At 61.2% G+C, this 17826-nt stretch carries 14 protein-coding genes and 1 other RNA gene; 12 read left to right on the plus strand and 3 right to left on the minus strand.

What is annotated here, in order from left to right; genetic code table 11:
- Positions 1–316 precede the first annotated feature (316 nt).
- On the plus strand, positions 317–721 hold the full coding sequence (locus ACRAWE_RS08705) for a hypothetical protein (RefSeq protein WP_019456004.1): 405 nt from the start codon (positions 317–319) through the stop codon (positions 719–721).
- A gap of 45 nt (positions 722–766) precedes the next feature.
- Here ACRAWE_RS08705 and menI read toward each other — a convergent pair whose 3' ends face one another.
- Positions 767–1183: a 1,4-dihydroxy-2-naphthoyl-CoA hydrolase gene (gene menI / locus ACRAWE_RS08710; protein ID WP_019456005.1), complete on the minus strand. Its 417-nt coding sequence runs from the start codon at positions 1181–1183 to the stop codon at positions 767–769.
- Positions 1180–4236 (minus strand): D-2-hydroxyglutarate dehydrogenase YdiJ, encoded by a 3057-nt coding sequence (gene ydiJ / locus ACRAWE_RS08715; protein ID WP_025159701.1) that lies wholly within the window; start codon positions 4234–4236, stop codon positions 1180–1182. The genes menI and ydiJ overlap by 4 nt, the downstream gene beginning before the upstream one ends.
- A gap of 245 nt (positions 4237–4481) precedes the next feature.
- On the opposite strand from ydiJ, the gene ydiK reads away from it, so the two are divergent.
- Positions 4482–5582 carry an AI-2E family transporter YdiK gene (ydiK, locus tag ACRAWE_RS08720; protein ID WP_432525245.1) on the plus strand — a complete coding sequence of 367 codons (1101 nt, stop codon included), beginning with the start codon at positions 4482–4484 and terminating at the stop codon, positions 5580–5582.
- A gap of 257 nt (positions 5583–5839) precedes the next feature.
- Positions 5840–5949, plus strand: an RNA gene (gene rprA, locus ACRAWE_RS08725) — antisense sRNA RprA.
- A 109-nt stretch (positions 5950–6058) separates the two neighbouring features.
- Here the strand turns inward: rprA and ppsA are convergent.
- Positions 6059–8437 carry a phosphoenolpyruvate synthase gene (ppsA, locus tag ACRAWE_RS08730; protein ID WP_063919355.1) on the minus strand — a complete coding sequence of 793 codons (2379 nt, stop codon included), beginning with the start codon at positions 8435–8437 and terminating at the stop codon, positions 6059–6061.
- Between the two features lie 458 nt (positions 8438–8895).
- Between ppsA and ppsR the strand changes: the two genes are divergently transcribed.
- The 9 genes from ppsR (at position 8896) to ACRAWE_RS08775 (ending at position 17794) form a co-directional block, all read left to right on the plus strand.
- On the plus strand, positions 8896–9756 hold the full coding sequence (ppsR, locus tag ACRAWE_RS08735; protein ID WP_049239973.1) for a posphoenolpyruvate synthetase regulatory kinase/phosphorylase PpsR: 861 nt from the start codon (positions 8896–8898) through the stop codon (positions 9754–9756).
- Positions 9757–9953: 197 nt separating this feature from the next.
- Entirely contained in the window at positions 9954–11000 is a 1047-nt protein-coding gene (locus tag ACRAWE_RS08740) for a 3-deoxy-7-phosphoheptulonate synthase (RefSeq protein ID WP_004931381.1), read from the plus strand.
- A 105-nt stretch (positions 11001–11105) separates the two neighbouring features.
- The gene (locus ACRAWE_RS08745; protein WP_019456010.1) at positions 11106–11591 is read left to right on the plus strand and encodes a glutathione peroxidase; all 486 of its coding nucleotides are present in this window, start codon (positions 11106–11108) and stop codon (positions 11589–11591) included.
- A gap of 171 nt (positions 11592–11762) precedes the next feature.
- Complete coding sequence (gene hemP, locus ACRAWE_RS08750; RefSeq protein WP_004931384.1) at positions 11763–11945, plus strand: hemin uptake protein HemP; 183 nt, start codon at positions 11763–11765, stop codon at positions 11943–11945.
- Positions 11946–12039: 94 nt separating this feature from the next.
- The gene (locus tag ACRAWE_RS08755) at positions 12040–14082 is read left to right on the plus strand and encodes a TonB-dependent hemoglobin/transferrin/lactoferrin family receptor (RefSeq protein WP_432525246.1); all 2043 of its coding nucleotides are present in this window, start codon (positions 12040–12042) and stop codon (positions 14080–14082) included.
- A gap of 65 nt (positions 14083–14147) precedes the next feature.
- Positions 14148–15185, plus strand: a complete 1038-nt coding sequence (locus ACRAWE_RS08760; RefSeq protein ID WP_198636456.1) for a hemin-degrading factor — start codon at positions 14148–14150, stop codon at positions 15183–15185.
- Positions 15182–16012, plus strand: coding sequence for a heme/hemin ABC transporter substrate-binding protein (locus ACRAWE_RS08765; RefSeq protein WP_432525247.1), 831 nt, complete (start codon positions 15182–15184; stop codon positions 16010–16012). Before ACRAWE_RS08760 ends, ACRAWE_RS08765 begins: the two co-directional genes overlap by 4 nt.
- Complete coding sequence (locus ACRAWE_RS08770; RefSeq protein ID WP_016927948.1) at positions 16012–17016, plus strand: FecCD family ABC transporter permease; 1005 nt, start codon at positions 16012–16014, stop codon at positions 17014–17016. The genes ACRAWE_RS08765 and ACRAWE_RS08770 overlap by 1 nt, the downstream gene beginning before the upstream one ends.
- On the plus strand, positions 17009–17794 hold the full coding sequence (locus tag ACRAWE_RS08775) for a heme ABC transporter ATP-binding protein (protein WP_019456014.1): 786 nt from the start codon (positions 17009–17011) through the stop codon (positions 17792–17794). Before ACRAWE_RS08770 ends, ACRAWE_RS08775 begins: the two co-directional genes overlap by 8 nt.
- The last annotated feature ends 32 nt before the right edge of the window (positions 17795–17826 follow it).

Consider the following 17826-nt stretch of genomic DNA (forward strand, 5'->3'; position numbering starts at 1 on the left):
TATCCTGCATCACCGTACCGCACTCCCCGGTGGCCCGTCAGCGTTACAGCGCCACGGTGCGTTGCCGTTCTAAACATTCATAGAAAATACCTATTTCTGCATTCTGTCTGTCGTAAATGTGCGTTTATCGGCATTTCTCGCCCTGTGCGGACTGAGAGGCTGCTGATTAAAGTTTAGTCGCTCTGGATCAAGTTGGGCCGCCGAGGGCCAATTGCCACCCTACACAACAAAAAAACGCCGTATCGGGGATTGATCGGCAACGCGGCAGTTTATATGATAATGATTATCATTCAATTTGAATTTGAGCGCGAAGCCAATGACTCTTACGATCAACGCATGGTTGCTGGGCAAGATTGACGAATACAAATTCAGCGTGCGCGACGCCACGGTGGACTTTTATATGGCCGAAGCGGCGCTGCGACGCCCGGAATGCAATATTGATCATCTGAAGCGATACAACAGCGTCAGCCTGACCATGGCCAATCTGTGCCTGGAGAACGGCGACGACGACAGCTACCTGCACGCGCTCAGCAAGCTGCACAACCGGCTGATCGTCGAGATCAACAATCCGCAGCGCTGCCAGCTGTTTCGGGTGCAAAGCTACCACTTCGCACGCCACACGCTGACGCTGATCTGCCAAAAATATGCGATGGAAGGCACCTGGGAGAAGGCGAACGCGTTTCAGAAGGACTTCGTCAAACGCGTGCCGTTTCAACTGTAAAGCGATGCGTTCCGCAGGCCGCTGGCCTGCGGAAGCCGACGGGGATCAGTCGATGACCGCCGTGGTCAGACGCGAGGTGCAGCACAGCCGGTCGCGCGCGTCGAAGATCTCTATCTGCCACACCTGATGGCGGCGGCCCACGTGCAGCGCACGGCACACCCCGCGCACCTGCCCATCGAACACCGCGCGCAGGTGGTTGGCGTTGATCTCCAGCCCCACCACTTTCTGCTCGCCTTCGCTGCACAGGTAGCCGGCCATCGATCCCATCGATTCCGCCAGCACCACCGACGCTCCGCCGTGCAACAGCCCGAACGGCTGCCGGGTACGGCCATCGACCGGCATGGTGGCCTCGAGGAAATCCTCGCCCATCTGGGTAAACTCGATGCCCACATGGCTGACCATGCAGCCGTCACCGGCGCGGTTCAGCTGCTCCAGCGATGTTTCACGTTTCCACAATTTCACTCAATCATCTCCAGAAGTGCCTGTAATGGGTGGCGCACGCCATTGCCCTCGATGCGTTTCACCTGGCTGCGGCACGAATAGCCGGTCGCCAGGCAGCGCTGCCGCGGCAAACGCTGCAGCGTCGGATGCCATGATAGCTCATAAATGCCGAGCGAGTTTTGCAGGTTCTTGGCTTCGTGGCCGTAAGTGCCCGCCATGCCGCAGCAGCCGACGCTGACGTTCTCCAGTTTGGCGCCGAAGCGGGCGAAGATCGCCGCCCACTGTTGGCCGCTGGCCGGCAGCGCGGTAGTTTCGGTGCAGTGGCCGAACAGATACCAGGGCTCGCCGGTCGCCGGCTGTTCGGCGCGATCCGCGATCCGCTGTTGCAACCATTCATGCACCAGCTGCACCTGGAAATCGCCGCGCTCGGCGCCGAGGATCTCGCGGTATTCGTCGCGGTAGCACAGCACCAGCGCCGGATCGACGCCCACCATAGGCATGCCGAGCTGCGCCACGCGGTTGAGGAAATCGGCGGTTTTGCGTGCGGTGCGGGCAAAACGCGTCAGGAAACCTTTCACATGCTGCGCCTTGCCGTTCGGCGAGAACGGCAGCAGCACCGGTTTATAGCCGAGCTTCTCCACCAGCCGCACGAAATCCGCCACCACTTTGGCGTCGTAATAGCTGGTGAACGGATCCTGAACGATCAGCACGTGCTCTGCGCGTTGCTCGGCGCTCAACCCTTCCAACTGCTCCAGCGTCAACGTGGTCGCGCGGTGGCCGGACAGCTGCTGACGCAGCGTCGGGCTGGACAACAGCGGCAGATCGACCATGCCGATGGCGTTGCGGCTCATCTCCCGCAGCCACGGCTGGCGGAAGAAGAAGTTGAACACCTTCGGCGCGCGGGCCATCAGCGGGGTGTAGCTCTCCACGCCGGCGACCATGTAGTCGCTCACCGGGCGCAGATAGCGGGTGTGGTAGAGCTGCAGGAAGCGCGAACGGAACCCCGGCACGTCAATCTTGATCGGGCACTGGGTGGAGCAGGCCTTGCAGGCCAGGCAGCCGGACATCGCTTCTTTCACTTCGTGCGAGAAGTCATACTCGCCTTTGCCGGCGTGCCAGCTGTTGCGGGTCTTTTCGATCACGCCGCGCAAGCTGAGGCGCTGCTGCGGCAGCTGTTTCTCCAGCGCCAGCGGATCCACGCCCTGCTCGGCCAACAGACGCAGCCACTCGCGCACCAGCGTCGCCCGCCCTTTCGGCGAATGAATGCGGTTGCCGCTGATCTTCATCGACGGGCACATCGGGCTGCGCACGTCGAAGTTGAAACACAGGCCGTTGCCGTTACACTCCAGCGCGCCGCGGAACGAGGTGCGCACCTCGACCGGGATCTGGCGATCGAAAGTGCCGCGTTTGACCGCGTCCACCTGCATCATCGGCGCATCCACCGCCAGCGGCGCACAGATCTTGCCCGGGTTCAGGCGGTTATCCGGATCGAACGCCGCCTTGATGCGGCGCAGCTCCTCAAACAGCGTTTCCCCGAAGAATTCAGGGCTGTATTCCGCACGGAAGCCTTTGCCGTGCTCGCCCCACAGCAGGCCGCCGTATTTGGCGGTCAGCGCCACCACCCGATCGGAGATCTGTTTCATCAGCACTTCCTGCTGCGGGTCGCACATGTCGAGCGCCGGGCGCACGTGCAGCACCCCGGCGTCGACGTGGCCGAACATGCCATAGCTCAGGTTGTGCTCGTCGAGCAGTTGACGGAACTCGACGATATAGTCAGCCAGGTGCTGCGGCGGCACGCAGGTGTCCTCGGCGAACGGAATCGGCTTGGCGCGCCCTTTGGCGTTGCCCAGCAACCCGACCGCTTTCTTGCGCATGTTGTAAATGCGCTCGATGCCCGCCAGATCGCCGCAGATCTGGTATCCGATCACGCCGCCCTGCCGCTGTGCGATCAATTCGTCCAGCCGTTGGCACAGGGCCTCCATCTGGCCGTCGATCAGCGCCCGATCGTCACCGGCGAACTCGACGATGTTCAGCCCGAGCATCTCTTTGTCCGGCACGTCGGCGATCAGCTCGTTCACCGAGTGCCAAACGATATCTTCACGCGCCAGGTTCAGCACCTTGGAGTCGATGGTTTCCACCGACAGCGCCTTGGCTTCGACCATAAAGGGCGCATTGCGCAGCGCCGAGTCGAAGGAGTCGTACTTTACGTTGACCAGGCGACGCACCTGCGGCAGCGGCGTGATGTCCAGCCGCGCTTCGGTGATAAACGCCAGCGTGCCTTCGGCGCCGGTCAGGATGCGCGTCAGATCGAAGGTTTGCAGATCGTCGCTCAGCACATGGCGCAGGTCGTAGCCGGTGAGGAAACGGTTGAGCTTGGGGAATTTTTCCAGGATCAGCGCGCGCTGCTCGCGGCAGCGGTTCAGCACCGTGCGATAGATGCGCCCTTCGGCGGTCTCTTCCAGAGCAATCGTTTCCGCCAGCGTCGTCGGCATGGCGCGGGTATCGATCATCTCGCCACCCAGCAGCACCGCCCGCAGGCCCAATACGTGATCGGAGGTTTTGCCGTACACCAGCGAGCCTTGGCCGGAGGCGTCGGTATTGATCATGCCGCCCAGGGTAGCGCGGTTGCTGGTGGAGAGTTCCGGCGAGAAGAAGTAGCCGAACGGCCGCAGATATTGATTCAGTTGGTCCTTAATCACCCCGGCTTCGACTTTTACCCACCCCTGTTCGACGTTGATCTCCAGAATGCGGTTCATATGGCGCGACATATCGACCACGATGCCGGTATTGAGCGACTGGCCGTTGGTGCCGGTGCCGCCGCCGCGCGGGCTGAAGGTCAGCGTTTTGAAGCGTTCTTCACCCGCCAGGCGGGCGATCAGCGCCACATCGGCGGTGGAACGGGGAAACACCACCGCATCGGGCAACAGCTGATAGATGCTGTTGTCGGTGGCCATCGTCAGCCGGTCGGCGTAGCTGGTGGCGGTATCGCCGTTGAATCCGTTTTGCTTCAGTGCTTCCAAAAAGTCGAGCACCCGTTGAACGAGGCCGGGCGCCTGAGAAATCTGTGGGATCATTCGCTTTTTTGACCCTGTCCGTCTATTTTTTATGCGCTGATGTACGCTGAATCGGGCCTTTAATTCAGACCCACCCTATTTTTTAGTGACACTAAAAACTAACATACTCGTTTAGTGAAGGCATTCACATTATTACCGCCCTGCGAGCGCTGCCACAGGCGGCCGCCCGGCGGTGAGAAACCGACCGACAGGCACCCCGATTCGCCGGTGCCAGGGATTAAATTGACCAGGATGAGAAGCCACTGATGCCACTCCCGCAATCGCGTTACGACTTACCGCGAATTATTTTCGGCGTGCTGTTTATCGCCATCATGATCGTCGCCTGTTTCTGGGTGATCCAACCGTTTATTCTCGGCTTCGCCTGGGCGGGCATGGTGGTGATCGCCACCTGGCCGCTGCTGCTCAAACTGCAAAAGCTGCTGTGGGGCCGCCGCTCGCTGGCGGTGCTGGTCATGACCCTGCTGCTGATCTTGCTGTTCATTCTGCCCATCTCCCTGCTGATCAGCAGCGTGGTGGATAACAGTGCGCCGCTGATCGCCTGGGCCAGTTCGCCGGGCAAACTGCATATTCCCGATCTCGCCTGGCTGCAATCCGTGCCGATGATCGGCGACAAGCTTTATACCAGCTACCACACGCTGGTTAACGCCGGCGGCGCCGCGCTGCTGGCGAAGGTACAACCTTACTTCGGCCAGACCGCCACCTGGTTCGTGGCGCAGGCGGCGCATATCGGCCGTCTGCTGCTGCACTGCGCGCTGATGCTGCTGTTCAGCGCCTTGCTTTATGCGCGCGGCGAGCAGGTGGCGTTGGGCATCCGCCACTTTGCGGTGCGCCTGGGTTCTGCGCGCGGCGATGCGGCGGTGCTGCTGGGTGGCCAGGCGATCCGTGCGGTGGCGCTGGGCGTGGTGGTGACGGCGCTGGTGCAGTCGGTGCTGGGCGGCATCGGTCTGGCAGTGAGCGGCATTCCGGCCGCCACCCTGCTGACGATGCTGATCTTCATCTGCTGCGTGGCGCAATTGGGGCCGCTGTTGGTGCTGGTGCCGGCCATCATTTGGCTGTACTGGCACGGCGACACCACCTGGGGCACCGTGCTGTTGGTCTGGAGCTGCGTAGTGGCCACGCTGGATAACGTGCTGCGCCCGGTGTTGATCCGCATGGGCGCCGATCTGCCGCTGCTGCTGATCCTGTCAGGCGTTATCGGCGGCTTGCTGGCCTTCGGCATGATTGGCCTGTTCATCGGCCCGGTGGTATTGGCGGTGTCTTATCGCCTGCTGACCGCCTGGATGGATGAAGCGCCGGAGCCGACCACCGCGCCGGAGCAAGTGGTCGAAGAGCTGGAAAAACGCTAATTCCCCCTTCCGCCCGCATCGTCGGGCGGAATTTTTCGCCCGCGCATTATTCCTACCTCATTCGGGTAATATCCCTGTTGAATATAAAGCCGTTATATATTGATTAAGACGCAACGAATAAAAGGTGCAATGTAAATCCCTGTTTTGTTGCACACCGTAAAAAGAGAGAACGCCCGCAAATAAAATGTGATGCCGCTATTGATTAGGATGATTCTTAATGACTAGTGGCGTTCAAAAATTTAGTATTATGGCCATCTATTGCTTCAAATCACTGATTTTAAAGCAACCTTTCTGAACAATGTAATGCCATACATGTGAATTGCTGTGTGTAGTCTTTGCCCATCTCCTACGGTGGGCTTTTTTTTATTCTTTTTTCGCCAAGTTGATTATTTTACGCGCCGTTATTTACATTCAGAAATAAAAAGGCCGCAGCGTAAACTGCGGCCTGGCGTTTATGCCTTAGCGGTGCCGAGGCATTATTTCTTTTTCGACAAATTGATCCAGGTCTGCACTACGGTGTCCGGATTGAGCGACAGGCTGTCGATGCCCTGCTCCATCAGCCACTCGGCGAAGTCTTCGTGGTCGGAAGGCCCCTGGCCGCAGATGCCGACGTATTTGCCGTGGCGCTTGGCCGCCTGAATCGCCATCGACAGCAGCGCTTTCACCGCCTCGTTGCGTTCGTCGAACAGCTCCGACACCACGCCCGAGTCGCGATCCAGCCCCAACGCCAGCTGTGTCATGTCGTTGGAACCGATGGAGAAGCCGTCGAAGTGCTCCAGGAACTGATCCGCCAACAGCGCATTGGACGGGATCTCGCACATCATGATCACTTTCAGCCCGTTTTCGCCGCGCTTCAGCCCCTGACGAGCCAGTTCGGCCACCACCGCTTCCGCCTGCGCCACGGTACGCACAAACGGCACCATGATTTCGACGTTGGTCAGCCCCATTTCGTTACGCACGCGTTTCACCGCCTCGCACTCCAGCGCGAAACAATCGCGGAAGCTGTCGGCCACGTAGCGGCCGGCGCCGCGGAAGCCCAGCATCGGGTTCTCTTCGTGCGGTTCATACTTGTCGCCGCCCACCAGGTTGGCGTACTCGTTGGATTTAAAGTCGGACAGGCGCACGATCACGCGCTTCGGCCAGAAAGCGGCGCCCAGCGTCGCGATGCCTTCAGTCAGACGGCCGACGTAGAACTCGACCGGATGATCGTAACCCTGCATCAACGCGCGGATCTCGTTTTGCAGCGCCGGCGTTTGCTGATCGAACTCCAGCAACGCGCGCGGGTGCACGCCGATCATGCGGTTGATGATAAATTCCAGCCGCGCCAGGCCCACGCCTTCGTTCGGCAGGCGCGCGAAGTCGAAGGCGCGATCCGGGTTGCCGACGTTCATCATGATCTTCAGCGGCAGCTCAGGCAGTTCGGTCACTTCGGAGCTCTGCACGCTGAAGTCCAGCATATCGCTGTAAACGAAGCCGGTGTCGCCTTCCGCGCAGGAAACGGTAACTTTCTGGCCGTCTTTCAGCACGTCGGTGGCGTGGCCGCAGCCCACCACCGCCGGAATGCCCAGCTCGCGCGCGATGATAGCCGCGTGACAGGTGCGCCCGCCGCGGTTGGTGACGATCGCGGCGGCCTTCTTCATGATCGGTTCCCAATCCGGGTCGGTCATGTCGGTCACCAGCACATCGCCCGGCTGGATACGATCCATTTCGCTGATGTCGTGGATCACTTTCACCGGGCCGGCGCCGATACGGTGGCCGATGGCGCGGCCTTCCACCAGCACCGGGCTGGAGCCGTTCAGCTGGTAACGTTCCATGGTCTGCTCGTTGGAGCGTACGGTTTCCGGGCGCGCCTGCACGATCAGCAGCTTGCCGGTATGGCCGTCTTTCGCCCACTCGATATCCATCGGGCGGCCGTAATGTTTTTCGATCAGGATCGCCTGCTGCGCCAGCGCCTGCACCTCGTCATCCGTCAGCGAGAAACGGCTGCGCTGCGCTTCCGGCACGTCTTCGATGCGCACCTGCTTACCGTGATCCTGCGACGGCGCGTACACCATGCGGATCTTTTTCGAGCCCAGGTTGCGGCGCACGATCGCCGGCTTGCCGTTCTGCAGCGTCGGTTTGTGCACGTAGAACTCATCCGGGTTCACCGCGCCCTGCACCACCATCTCACCGAGACCGAAAGCGGAGGTGATGAACACCACCTGATCAAAGCCGGACTCGGTGTCGATGGTGAACATCACGCCCGAGGAGGCCAGATCGGAACGCACCATGCGCTGCACACCTGCCGACAGCGCCACGCCGCGGTGGTCATAGCCCTGGTGTACGCGATAAGAGATGGCGCGGTCGTTGAACAGCGACGCGAACACGTGCTTGATCGCCACCATCACGGCGTCGATGCCCTGCACGTTGAGGAAGGTTTCCTGCTGGCCGGCAAAGGACGCGTCCGGCATATCTTCCGCCGTGGCGGAGGAGCGCACGGCAAAAGAGGCTTCAGGCTCGCCGTCGGCGAGCTGTTGGTAAGCCTGATGAATTTCACGCTCGAACTCGGCGTGGAACGGCGTGTCGATCACCCATTGGCGGATCTGGGCGCCGGCCTTGGCCAGCTGTGCAACGTCGTCAACGTCAGTCTGATCCAGTAACTGATAGATGCGCTGGTTAACACCGCTTTGTTCGAGAAAATCGTTAAACGCCTGCGCGGTGGTGGCAAAACCGTTTGGCACGGCCACGCCCAAATCGGAAAGATTGGTGATCATTTCACCGAGGGAGGCGTTTTTGCCGCCGACACGGTCAACGTCGTGCATGCCAAGCTGGTTGTACCAAAGCACATTACGCAAGTCTGGGCCATTGTTGGACATCGAGACAATCCTTATTGCTATCAGTAGGGTAAAGACGGATTTAATTCGCTTGCTTTACGGCGCCGCTAACACGGAGCCGAATCAGACTAGCACACTGATCTGGGGAAAATGGAAAGGTGAATCGATCAACCCACTGAAGAAAGTGGTTTTTAAGAGAATGTCCTAACCGGCTGATTTGGCTGGGAACCGTTCCCAATCGCACGAAAAGCTTAGTTCTCAACAAATTACGCTCTTTTTAAACTTCTGTTTTAATGACCGCGCAAACGCTACCGTTTTTGTTGAAAATAGCGGCAAATTTGCGTTTCAGATGCAAAGCGTCGTTGCACCGCGATTTTTACCGCCGCCAGGGCGCGCTTTTTTTCACCTGCCGCCGAAAGGCGGTTTACCGCCCTGCCGTCACAATTTTTTCCCTCGCCCCTTTACCGACGGATCCTCTGCGGCCCATGATATTGGCAGTGATGACAGCAGGAACACCGTTTTCAGGTAAGGAGCCTCGGGTGGAAAGAAGCGTTTTTTATATTTCTGATGGTACGGCGATCACCGCCGAAGTGCTGGGACACGCGGTGCTGTCGCAGTTTCCGGTCACGGCGACCACGTACACCCTGCCGTTTGTCGAAACCGAGGCGCGCGCTCGCGCAGTTCGCCAGCAAATCGATGATATCTATAATGAAACTGGCGTGCGTCCGCTGGTGTTTTACTCCATCATCTCGCCGGAAGTGCGCGACGTGATCGTTCAGAGCCAGGGCTTCTGCCAGGATATCGTGCAGGCGCTGGTCGGCCCGCTGCAGGGTGAGCTGGAGGTGGAGCCGACGCCGGTGCCGAACCGCACCCACGGCCTGACCGCCAGCAACCTCGGTAAGTACGACGCGCGCATTGCCGCCATCGACTATACCCTGGCACATGACGACGGCATTTCGCTGCGCAACCTCGATCAGGCGCAGGTGATCCTGCTGGGCGTGTCGCGCTGCGGCAAAACCCCCACCAGCCTCTATCTGGCGATGCAGTTCGGCATCCGCGCCGCCAACTATCCGTTTATCGCCGACGATATGGACAATTTGCACCTGCCGGCCTCGCTGAAACCGTTTCAGCATAAATTATTCGGTCTGACCATCGATCCGGAGCGCCTGGCGGCGATCCGCGAAGAACGGCGTGAAAACAGCCGCTACGCTTCATTGCGCCAGTGCCGCATGGAGATCGCCGAGGTCGAGGCGCTGTTCCGCAAAAACCAAATCCGCTACCTCAATACCACCAACTATTCGGTCGAAGAGATCTCCACCAAAATCCTCGATATCCTCGGCATGAGCCGCCGCATGTTCTGATCTTTCCCTCGCGGGGCCGTCGCGCCCCGCCACCTGCCGTTTATTTCAGCAGCAGCTGATTTTTTTGTGCTTTTTTTCGCGGCTTTGATCAACAGAACGCAATCTCTACGGTTGAATTCAGCGCTTTTTGCGTTATTGTGATCGCCATCACTTCCCGGCACTCCTGCCGCAGAGAAGAACAGTTTCCAGGGAACAACATGCACAAAACAGATGAACTGCGGACCGCGCGCATCGACAGCCTCGTCACGCCGCAAGCGTTGGCAGACAAGCTGCCGATCTCGGCGGCCGTCGCCGATAACGTGACAGCGTCACGCAAACGCATTGAAAAAATCCTCACCGGCGAAGATCGCCGCCTGCTAGTGGTGATCGGCCCCTGCTCCATTCACGATCTCGACGCCGCCGTCGATTACGCCGGCCGGCTGAACGCCCTGCGCGAACGTTACCAGGACCGCCTGGAGATCGTGATGCGCACCTATTTCGAAAAACCGCGCACCGTCGTTGGCTGGAAAGGCCTGATCTCCGATCCGGCGCTGGACGGCACTTTCCAGGTGAACCGCGGCATCGAAATGGCGCGCCGCCTGCTGCTGGAAGTGAACCAGCTCGGCCTGCCGACCGCCACCGAATTCCTGGACATGGTGGTCGGCCAATATATCGCCGATCTGATCAGCTGGGGCGCCATCGGCGCGCGCACCACCGAAAGCCAGATCCACCGTGAAATGGCCTCGGCGCTCTCCTGCCCGGTCGGCTTCAAAAACGGCACCGACGGCAATACCCGCATCGCCATCGACGCCATTCGCGCGGCACGCGCCGGGCACATGTTCCTGTCGCCGGACAAACATGGTCAGATGACCATCTACCAGACCAGCGGCAACCCGTACGGCCATATCATCATGCGCGGCGGCAAGACGCCGAACTACCACGCCAGCGATATCGCCGCCGCCTGCGACAGCCTGCGCGAGTTCGATCTGCCGGAGCACCTGGTGATCGACTTCAGCCACGGCAACTGTCAGAAAATGCACCGCCGGCAGTTGGAAGTGGCCGACAACGTCTGCCAGCAGATCCGCGCCGGCTCCGCCGCCATCACCGGCGTGATGGCCGAAAGCTTCCTGGTGGAAGGCACACAGAAAATCGTCGCCGGCCAGCCGTTGACCTATGGCCAGTCGATCACCGATCCTTGCCTGAGCTGGTCCGACAGCGAACAGCTGTTGGCGATGCTGGCGGATGCGGTCGATAGCCGTTTCTAACGCCGCACAGGCCGGGGCCTTGCCCCGGCTTTATTCATCCCGACCTGCTCATCTATACTGATTGCAACGCTTTAGCACCCGCCGAAATGCACTGGGAGCCCCGGCATGATTCACTCTCTGTTATCCATTCCCTGCGTCACGCTGCAGGGCGAGCAAAAAACGCTGGGCGATTTCCCGGCGCGCGCTTACCTGGTGGTCAACACCGCCAGCAAGTGCGGCTTCACCCCGCAATACCGCGGGCTGGAAAATCTGTGGCAATACTATCGCGAGCGCGGGTTGATGGTGCTCGGCTTCCCCTGCAACCAGTTTGGTTCTCAGGAACCCGGCAGCCCGCTGGAGATCGCCAACTTTTGCAGCCTCAACTACGGCGTCAGCTTTCCGCTGTTCAGCAAGATAGAGGTCAACGGCCCCGGCGCCCACCCGCTGTTCAATGAGCTGAAACGCCTGGCGCCCGGCATTCTCGGCAGTCGCCGCATCAAGTGGAACTTCACCAAATTCCTGCTGACCGCCGACGGCCAGCGCGTCACGCGTTTTGCGCCGATCACCAAACCCGAGCGTCTGTTCGACCGTATCGAAACCCTGCTGAAATAATCCTCTTTTTTTGCGGGCCGAACGCGCTCGGCCCGCCGCCAGATGCCCATACGGCAAAAAGGTTCCATCGGTAAGAAAATTTTCCTTGATGTAACCTTTCCTTCACATGATAATGATTCTCAGTTTGATATTAATTACCATTTAATGGTCTGTTTTTTAAGCACAATGATGATGGATACTGCCAACACGCCAACCCCCGCCGCCGCGGCCCCGAACGAGCACAGCGCAAACGCGCCGCCCAGCTACGACAGCGCACAGCTGCTCGGCGCCGACGGCATCGCGTTCATTACCCATCAGGGCCAGCGCTATCAACTGCGGCAGACCAAAGCCGGGAAATTGATCCTGACCAAATAACCACAGAATCCTCAAACGCCAGCCACCCCGATCGTTTGATCCAGGCAGCCAGCAAATCTATTGATATGTTTTATTACATACGGAGAGTTGCACCATGCCTCTGACATTTTCCACCCGGCTGCGTTTTTCCGCTTTGAGTCTGGCGATTGCCTGCGCTCTGCCTACGGTGGCCTTGGCACAAAACACCAGCACAACATCCCCTTCCAACGCGGCAGCGGCTAAAAAAACCAAAGCCGCCGACGAGACCATGACCGTGGTCGCCACCGGCAACCAACGCAGCAGCTTTGAAGCGCCGATGATGGTCACGGTCATCGAAGGCAATTCGCCGGAAAGCCAGACCGCCACCTCCGCCGCCGATATGCTGCGGCGCGTGCCGGGCATCACCGTCAACGGCACCGGGCGCAGCAACGGCCAGGATGTGACGATGCGCGGCTATGGCAAGAACGGCGTGCTGACGCTGGTCGACGGCATTCGCCAGGGGACCGATACCGGCCACATCGGCGGCACCTTCCTCGATCCGGCGCTGGTGAAGCGCATTGAAATCGTGCGCGGCCCCTCTGCGTTGCTGTACGGCAGCGGCGCACTGGGTGGCGTCATCGCCTACGAGACCGTCGATGCCGCCGATCTGCTGCTGCCGGGCCACGATACCGGGTTCCGCGTCTACGGCACCGCCGGCACCGGCGATCACAGTCTGGGCATGGGCGCCAGCGCCTACGGCAAGACCGATAACCTCGACGGCCTGCTGTCGTTCGGCACCCGCGACGTCGGCAATCTGCGCCAGGGTAACGGTTTTGACGCCCCTAACGATGAAACCATCAGTAACGTGCTGGCCAAAGGCACCTGGAAGATCGACGACAACCAGTCGCTGAGCGGCGATCTGCGTTATTACAACAACGACGCCCAAGAGCCGAAAAACCCGCAAACGCCGGGCAGCTCTAGCGGCAACCCGATGACTAACCGTTCCACCATCCAGCGCGACGCCGCTCTGAGCTATAAGCTCAAGCCGGTCGGCCAGGATTGGCTGGACGCCACCGCCAGACTGTACACCTCGGAAGTCAAAATCAACGCGCACAACGCCGGCGCGACCGACGAATTCCGCAAGCAGACCACCAACGGCGGCAAGCTGGAAAACCGCACGCGCCTGTTCGCCGACAGTTTCGCGTCGCACCTGTTGACCTACGGCTCCGAGGTTTATCAACAGAAACAGCAGCCGGGCGGCGCCACCACCAGCTTCCCGCAGGCCAAGATCAACTTCGCCTCCGGTTGGCTGCAGGATGAAATTACGCTGCGCGACATTCCGGTCACCGTGCTGGCCGGCACTCGCTATGACGATTATAAGGGCAGCAGCCAGGGCCATGATGACGTCAAGGCTGACAAATGGTCTTCCCGTGGCGCGCTGAGCTACTCGCCGACTGACTGGCTGATGCTGTTCGGCTCCTATTCCCAGGCCTTCCGCGCCCCAACCATGGGCGAGATGTACAACGATTCGCGCCACTTCCCCGGCAACTATTGGGTGCCTAACCCGAATCTGCGGCCGGAAACCACCAGCACCACCGAAGCCGGTTTCGGCCTGCGCTTCGACGATCTGCTGATGGCGGATGACAGCCTGCAATTCAAGGCTAGCTATTTCGACACCGACGCCAAGGACTACATCAGCCTGTACGTCACCCGCACGCAAACCGCTTCAACCAATATCTCCCGCGCCAAGATCTGGGGTTGGGACACCTCGCTTAACTACCAGACCCAGTGGTTTAACTGGGATCTGGCCTACAACCGTACGCGCGGTAAGGACAAGTCACGCAATGGCGAGCTGAACGCGAAAAGCGGCGATTGGCTGGCCGACATCAGCCCGGACACCGTCACCAGCTCGCTGGACGTGCCGTTGGGCGAAACCGGCCTGTCCGCCGGTTGGGTCGCCACCTTCGCCGAACGCGCCACCCGCGTACAAGCCGGGTCTCCAGAACAAGGCGGTTACGGCGTCAACGACTTCTATCTGAGCTACAAGGGCCGCGACCGCCTGCAGGGCGTCACCACCACCGTGGTGCTGGGCAACGCCTTCGACAAAGAATATTACTCGCCGCAGGGCGTCCCGCAGGATGGCCGCAACGCCAAACTGCTGGTCAGCTACCAGTGGTGATCATTTGACTATCTGGCGGACACCGACGTGTCCGCCGTTCGCATCACAGCGCAGGAGAATCCCGCATGAGCAACACCCTGTACGAACGCTACCAACAGGCTAAAATCGACCATCCCGGCAAATACGCTCGCGATCTGGCGGCGCTGCTCGGCGTCAGCGAAGCGGAGCTGACGCACGCTCGCGTCGGCCACGACGCCCGCCGCCTGCAGGCCGACGCTCGCACCCTGCTCACCGAACTCGAGCAGGTGGGCGTCACCAAGTCCATCACTCGCAACAGCTATGCGGTGCATGAGCAGATGGGCCGCTACCGCAATCAGCACCTCAACGGCCACGCCGGGCTGATCCTCAACCCGCGCGAGCTGGATCTGCGTCTGTTCCTCAACCACTGGACCAGCGTCTTCGCCATGAGCGAAACCAACAAGCGCGGCGTGCGCCACAGCATCCAGTTCTTCGATCAACAGGGCGATGCGCTACACAAGGTCTACACCACCGAGGAAACCGATCTGCCGGCCTGGATGGCGCTGGTGGAACGCCACCTGAGCGATGAAAACCCGGCGCTGGCGCTGCAGCCCGCCGAGACGAGCACCGCAGATGAAACGACGCAGGATCATGCCAAAATCGACGGTGAATGGCGCGCAATGACCGACGTTCACCAGTTTTTCCAGCTGCTCAGCCGCAACAAGCTGACGCGCCAGCAGGCATTCCGCGCCGTCGGCGACGATCTGGCCTATCAGGTGGACAACAGCGCGCTGTCGCAGCTGCTGGAAGCGGCGCAGCAACTGCAAAATGAGATCATGATCTTCGTCGGCAACCGCGGCTGCGTACAGATCTTCACCGGCCAGATCGAACGTCTGATGCCGCAGGAAGGTTGGATCAACGTGTTCAACCGCCGCTTCACGCTGCACCTGATCGAAGACGCCATCGCCGAAAGCTGGATCACTCGCAAACCCACCAAGGACGGCATCGTCACCAGCCTGGAGCTGTTCGCCGCAGACGGCACGCAGATTGCGCAGCTGTACGGCCAACGCACCGAAGGCCAGCCGGAACAAACCCAGTGGCGCGAGCAGGTCGCCGCGCTTGCTCCCAAGGACATCGCCGCATGAAATCATCCTTGATCCGCCGCCTGGCGCTGATGATGACGCTGACGCTGCCGCTCACTGCGGCAGCGGCGCAGCGCATCGTCTCGATCGGCGGCGACGTGACGGAAATCGCCTTCGCGCTCGGCGCCGGCGACGAAGTGATCGCCCGCGACAGCACCAGCCTGAATCCGGAAGCGGTGAAAAAGCTGCCTGACGTCGGCTATATGCGCCAGCTGAACGCCGAAGGCATTCTGGCGCTGAAGCCGACGCTGGTGTTGACGACCGAGCTGGCGCAGCCGGCGCTGGTGCTCAAACAGCTGGCAGACAGCGGCGTCAACGTGGTCAGCGTGCCGGGCGACACCACCCTGCAGGCGGTGCCGCAGAAAATCGCCGCGATCGCCGCCGCACTGCAGCGCGTTGAGCAAGGCAAGCGGCTGAGCCAGCGCTATCAACAACAGCTGGCGGCGGTCGATACCGCCCCGCTGCCGGTGAAGGTGTTGTTCGTGATGAGCCACGGCGGCATCACGCCAATGGCCGCCGGGCAGCATACCGCCGCCGACGCGGTGATCGCCGCCGCGGGATTGAAAAACGCCATGCAGGGCTTTGACCGCTACCGCCCGCTGTCGCAGGAAGGCGTGATCGCCAGCGCGCCGGACCTGCTGCTGGTCACTACCGACGGCGTGCGCACCCTCGGCGGTGAGCAGCAGCTGTGGACGCTGCCGGGCCTGGCGCTGACGCCGGCGGGCAAACAGCGGCGCGTGCTGATCGTCGATGACATGGCGCTGCTGGGCTTCGGCCTGGAAACGCCGGCGGCGTTGGCCAAACTGCGTCACGCGGCGGAGCAAAAGTAATGCGCTGTCGCACCTCGCCGCAGCTGGCCATTATCGGCCTGCTGGTACTGTTGACGCTGCTGGCGCTGGTCGCCGCCAATCTCGGCGCGCTGACGCTGTCGTTTCGCACTCTGTGGCGCGAACCGTTCAGCGATGCCGCCTGGCACATCTGGCTGAATATCCGCCTGCCGCGCGTGTTGCTGGCGGTGGTGATCGGCTGCGCGTTGGCGGTGTCCGGCGCAGTGATGCAGGGGCTGTTCCGCAACCCGCTGGCGGATCCGAGCCTGCTGGGCATCAGCAGCGGCGGCGCGCTGTTTGTCGCGCTGTTCATCGTGATGCCGCTGGCGCTGCCGGTGACGATCGCGCTGTACGGCCACATGCTGGCGGCGTTCCTCGGCAGCCTGCTGGTGTCGTTGTTGATCTACGGCATCAGCCGCAGCGGGCACGGCAATCTGTCGCGCCTGCTGCTGGCGGGCATCGCCATCAACGCCCTGTGCATGGCAGCCATCGGCGTGCTTTCTTACGTCAGCAGCGATCAACAGCTGCGCCAATTCTCGCTGTGGATGATGGGCAGCCTCAGCCAGTCGCAATGGCCGACGCTGGCCGTTTCCGCCTCGCTGATCCTGCCCACGGCGCTGCTGACGCTGCTGCAGGCGCGTCGGTTGAACCTGCTGCAGCTGGGAGACGAAGAGGCCCACTACCTTGGGGTGAACGTCCAGCGCGCCAAGCTGCAGCTGCTGCTGTTGAGCGCGCTGCTGATCGGCGCGGCGGTGGCGATGAGCGGCGTGATCGGCTTCGTCGGTCTGGTGGTGCCGCATCTGGTGCGCATGCGCCTCGGCGGCGATCACCGCTGGCTGCTGCCCTGCTCCGCACTGGGCGGCGCCTGCCTGCTGTTGGTCAGCGACACGCTGGCGCGCACGCTGGTGGCGCCGGCCGAAATGCCGGTGGGGCTGATGACCAGCCTGATCGGCGGTCCTTACTTCTTGTGGCTGGTGATGCGCCAGCGGGAGCGAACCGGTGGATAACGCCGCCTGCCTGACGGCCCGGGAGCTGCGCTACAGCCTCGGCGTGCGCCGCTTGATCAACGACGTTTCGCTGAGCCTCGCCAGCGGTGAGATGGTGGCGATTATCGGCCCTAACGGCGCCGGCAAATCGACGCTGCTGCGCTTGCTGACCGGCTATCTGACGCCGGACTGCGGCGAATGCCGGCTGCTTGACCGCCCGCTGGAACACTGGGCGCCGCAGCAATTGGCCAAAGTCCGGGCCGTGATGCGTCAGTACAGCGATCTGGCGTTCCCCTTCAGCGTGGAAGAAGTGGTCAGCATGGGGCGGGCGCCGCACGGTAAACGCGACCAGCATCAGGCGATCCAACAGGTGATGGAACAAACCGACTGCCTGGCGCTGGCGCAGCGCGACTACCGTCAGCTTTCCGGCGGCGAACAGCAGCGGGTACAGCTGGCGCGGGTGTTGGCGCAGCTGTGGCAACCGCAGCCGTCCCCCGCCTGGCTGTTTCTCGACGAGCCGACCTCGGCGCTGGATCTGTACCACCAGCAGCACACCCTACGCTTGCTGCGCTCGCTGACGCGCCAACAGCCGCTGGGCGTCTGCTGCGTGCTGCACGATCTCAATCTGGCCGCGCTGTACGCCGATCGCATTCTGCTGTTGCATCAGGGCCGCCTGGTGGCAAGCGGCACGCCGCAGGAGGTGCTGCAGGCAGACATTCTCACCCGCTGGTATCAGGCCGATCTCGGCGTGGTGCATCATCCCGAAGCGCCGCTGCCGCAGGTCTATCTGCGGCAATAAAAATTCAAGGGCGCCATTAGGCGCCCTTTTTC

Source organism: Serratia sp. BFP-2025 (genome assembly GCF_050880365.1).
GTDB classification, from domain to species: domain Bacteria; phylum Pseudomonadota; class Gammaproteobacteria; order Enterobacterales; family Enterobacteriaceae; genus Serratia; species Serratia surfactantfaciens.